Raw genomic sequence first — 4,499 nt, 5'->3', positions numbered from 1 at the left:
GAAGGCATTTTTCGTCAGAGCCTTGGCAGTGCCGCAGACCATGGGCTGATCCTTCATGGCGCCCTTGTCCGCGCCGTTTCCGTGGAAGGTCACGGTGTACTTGTGGGCCGTCCACTTGGCATAGATGGTCCTGGCACCGATGCCGGAAATGGTGTCCGCGGGCTTTCTGAAGGCCCCGTCCAGATACCAGCCGCCGAAATCGAAGCCGTCCCGGCTCATGGCGGGCAGCTCGATGGTGTCCTCAATGGTATAGGTCTGGGGAACCTGGGTCAGCTCCTCAACGGTCAGATTCTTATAGGTGAGTTTATAAGCGACCGGCGCCCAGACCGCGTACAGCGTCACCACATCCTGATCGGTCGTGGACAGGGCCACACCCTTCTGTCTGTTGGTGTACTCCGGGGTGCTGCTGTCCGGATCGGTTGCCCAGCCCTGGAAGGCGTAGCCCGTCCGGGAGAAGGCGTTGGCGGTCAGGGTGTAGGTCTTGCCGCAGAGCATGGTCTTGGGCTTCATGGTACCCTTGTCCGCGCCGTTGCCCTCATAGACCACAGTGTAGCTGTTGGGGGTCCACTGGGCATACAGGGTCACCGTTGCGCCGGACTTGTCCGACAGATTCACCACCTGCGCGCCGTCGGCGTAGGCAGCCTTGCCTCTGGCGGAAGGGGCCCAGCCCGTAAACCGGTAGCCCTCCCGGGTAAAGCTGAGCTGAGGCAGTTCAGCCGTCTGGTCATAGGTCATGGAAACCGGCTCCATAGTGCCCTGGCCGCCGTTTGGCTGGAACGCCACCGTATAGGCGATGGGCGTCCACTGGGCAATCAGCTCCACGGTGCCCTCTTCGGCCAGCTTGGAAACCGTCTGCTTGTCCTCGTAGGCGTTCCCCTGCGCATCCGCCCAACCGGCAAAGACATAGCCCGTGCGGGTAAAGGCGTTGGCAGTCAGAGAAGCCTCGGCATTGTAGACAAGGGACTGATCCTTCATCTTGCCGGCGCCGCCGTTGGCGTCAAAATGAATGGTGTAGGTATTGACCTTCCACTGGGCATAGAGGGTGATTTCCGTTCTCTCGCCCGCGGGGATGGAATCGACGATCTGCCTGCCAGCCTGATCCAGACTCCAGCCCAGGAAACGGAAGCCGGGCTGCCGGGGCGCCTGCAGAACCAGCGTCTCATTGGTGCTCCATCCGGCGGGATTGGGGTTCTCGATGCCCTCCATATTCTCATAGGTCAGAATATAGGTTCCGGCAACACGGTCCACGATCTCCTCTGCCGTGGTGGGCCGCTCTCCCTTTTCATCCAGGAAGAGCTTGCCGCAGGTATCGCACTTCCAGTGCTCAAGCCAGCCGTTTTTCTCCTCGGTCGCGGGCTGTGCGGGGTAATGGGTCAGAATATGACTGGAAACCCACGCCACTTCGCCCCAGACGGAGGCCCCGCCGTAGCTGCCGGAGGGCTTCGTGGTCCAATTGCAGGGGTAGACACAGATGACGTCGTATTTCAGGCCCACGAAAGCATTCGCTTCGAGCTTGGGCAGATTCTTGCCGGTGAAGATGATGGTTGGGTACTGATCCCCCGAATTGTTCATCTGGCCGAAAGCCTTGTTTCCGATGTGGGTCACAGAGGCGGGCAGACGGACGCTTTCCATCACCTGATTGTTCCAGAGGAAGCCCTCCGGAATGTCCGTGATTCCCTCCGGAAGTTCAACATGATTGATAAAGTACCCGGCAAGGCCATAGCGGCCAAGCTGCGTGACGGAATCCTCAATGATCACGTTCTCAACGCTGTTCCAGAAGGGCGGCTGCTCCTCGGAGTAATCCGCCATTTTTCCGGGACCTGTCAGCGTCAGGGTACCGATCCTCGTGGCACTGACAGTGCCCTGGGTGATCCGGAGGGACGCGGGCACGGTCATCGCGTTCAGATCACCGCTGGTCCAGATGGCAGATTCTCCAAAGGTGACCTTATCGGAGAGGATCGTCAGCTCTTCCAGATTGCACATGCCGAACGCGTTGCTGCCAACCGTTTTCACATTGGCGCCGAGCGTCAGTTTTTTCAGCCCGGAATAGAAGAAGGCGCCATCCTCAATGGTTTCCAGAGAATCCGGAAATGCAGCGGTTTCCAGGCCCTGGCAGCCGTAGAAGGCGTTCTCCCCGATTTTCTCCAGGGAATCGCCAAAGGTAACTTCCTTCAGATTTTTGCAGCCGCTGAAGGTGGATCTTCTGATCTCTTTCAGTGCAGCCGGGAGCTTTACGCTTTCGAGCGCTTCACAGTCACTGAACAGTCCCTCGGGGAGCTCTGTGACTTTATCGGGCAGAGCGATGCTCTTCAGAGAATTGCAGCCGGAAAACGACCGGTCTCCTATCTTCTCAATGGTATCGGAGAGGACAATACTTTCCGCATTGGCAAAGCCTTCAAACGCCCCGTAGGGCAGCCGCCGAATGGGCGCGGTCAGCCGGATGCTGCGCACCTGATCGGCAATGGCCGCAAAGGGGGACGTGCTTTTGCTGTCGGACTGCAGGAGCCCAATGCCGGTGGGAATCGTCAGAGTGCCGTCTTCCGAAAGCGTCCAGTCATGATAGTCCGCCGCGGAAACAACGTATCCGTTGTCTGCCAGGCTTTGTCCATAGTTCAGCGTCCCCGGATCGCTGATGCCTAGTACATGGACACGCTGCCAGCTCTCCGTACCCCGGAGGAAATAGCATCCCGAATGGTCCGCCTCGGTGACATTCTCGTCCCAGGTTGCGTCCAGATAGTAGTACTGACCGTCCACCCTGACGATATCCCAGGCGTGATTCATGGGTTCGCTGAGGATATAGCGGGCGTCAACACCACACTCCAGCGCCAGCCGGTAGAAAGCCAGAGCGTTGCCCATACACACGGAGGTATTCTCCACCAGCGCCGCATAGGCGGTGTACTTCTGCATATACGTTGCATCGTCCAGATTCTTGTAGTCGTACCGGATATGGTTGATCATATAATCGTAGATGGCGTAGACCTTCTCAACATCCGTCTTGCCGTCCACATTCAGTTCCTGAAGGATCTGGGCGACCTTGGCGTCCACCGCCTTTTCCTGGGCCTGGGTCGTTCTGTGCAGGAAGTCATTCTTATAGGTGTAGACGTAGTAGGTCTTGGTGCTGCCGTCCGGCATGGTCTTCTGCACAGCGTCTACATCGCAGCTCTTGGTGCCTCCGATATAGCGGCCCACCGCGTAGTCGCCCATAATGGGGTCGCCGTTGTGCTCAAACTCGTTAATAACATAGTTCCAGAAGTCGTTGCCAACCTGATTTTCCAACCAGATCGACACTCTGAAGCTCTCCTCATGGTTGTGCAGCGCTTCCTTTACGGCCGCGTTGAATTCATCCCAGGAGTAGCAGTCCGGCGTCAGGGCACAGGTTTCGGGTCTTGCCGCGAGCTCCGCCAGAACCTCTTCCTCGGTGATCTTCCCCTGGTACAACGGGGAGATGTAGACCTTGGTCGTGGTGCTCAGGTGGGTAACGCTGCCCATATTCTCCGGCTCATCCGCCAGAATGCCGGCGCTTTCGGAGATGACCTCCAGGTCCTCCCAGCTTACAACGCAGCGGAAAACGCTGTCCCGGCTGGGTTCCTGCGCCATCAGAACCTCCCCGGTCTGGCCTTCAATGTCGGTCCAGTCCTCGCCGGTCTTCTGCTGCCAGCGGTAGGAAAGCAGGGCGTCCTCCACAACAGAATCGTTCTCCAGAAGCTCGGCACCCACATAGTAGTATGCCGTGCCGTCAACGATCCGGGTGTCCTCCGGCTGCTCCGTGATCACAAGCCGGTAATCGGACTGGACTTCTTCCGTCTCCGGCTGAGTCTCCTCTGCCTCTGTAGTCTCCGGAACGGTCTCGGGCTCCGTGGCCTCGGGCTCCGTGGCCTCGGGCTCCGTGACCTCGGGTTCCGTGACCTCGGGTTCCGTTGTCTCGGTTGCTTCTACAGTCGGCGCTTCCGTAGGCGCCTCTGTTTCAGTTGGCTGCGTGTTCTCCACGGGAGCCGTGATCTCCGTGGTGGGCTCACTGGTCTGGCCATCCTGGGCAGGATCCGCCCAGACACCGGCAGGGAGCATCCCCACACACATCGCCAACGCCAGCAGGAAAGAAAGCAGACGCTTCATTCGTATTCCTCCATTTCTTTGTGCGTAATGTTGCACTCTATCATTATAGCATAGAAAAAAAAAAAACAACTGGATTTTTGCATAAATTCACAAAAAGCGCATTGTTTCCCCCGCCGGGAAGATTCCCTTTTCCTGCCCCAGACCGGACGTTGGCACAGTATTCCCCGCCGTTCAGCCGCCCCCCCATAAACCGTGAAAAACCACAGGGAACGACCTTTGCGCCGTTCCGAGGGTCTTAATAAACATAACCGCCACCCTAACAAAACGTAGGGGACGATCCCCAGATTGTCCCGAGGCCCATGTTTTTGGAATGCCCCCGCACATAGCGCAGACTTAAATACCGCAGATAAGCGCACATTTTTTATCCGACACGTTCCACCCGCACC

General features: G+C 58.1%; 1 protein-coding gene. It reads right to left on the bottom strand.

All coding sequences use genetic code 11. From position 1 onward, the window contains the following. Positions 1 to 4,113: leucine-rich repeat protein (locus tag KQI10_RS00005; RefSeq protein ID WP_216565303.1), on the bottom strand; the 4,113-nt coding region annotated here is incomplete at its 3' end. Positions 4,114 to 4,499: the final 386 nt, after the last annotated feature.

It is taken from the genome of Pseudoflavonifractor sp. MSJ-30, assembly GCF_018918045.1.
GTDB lineage: Bacteria > Bacillota > Clostridia > Oscillospirales > Oscillospiraceae > Faecousia.
Note: the sequence above shows the minus strand (reverse complement) of the source record. Positions and strands in the feature narration are given on the sequence as shown.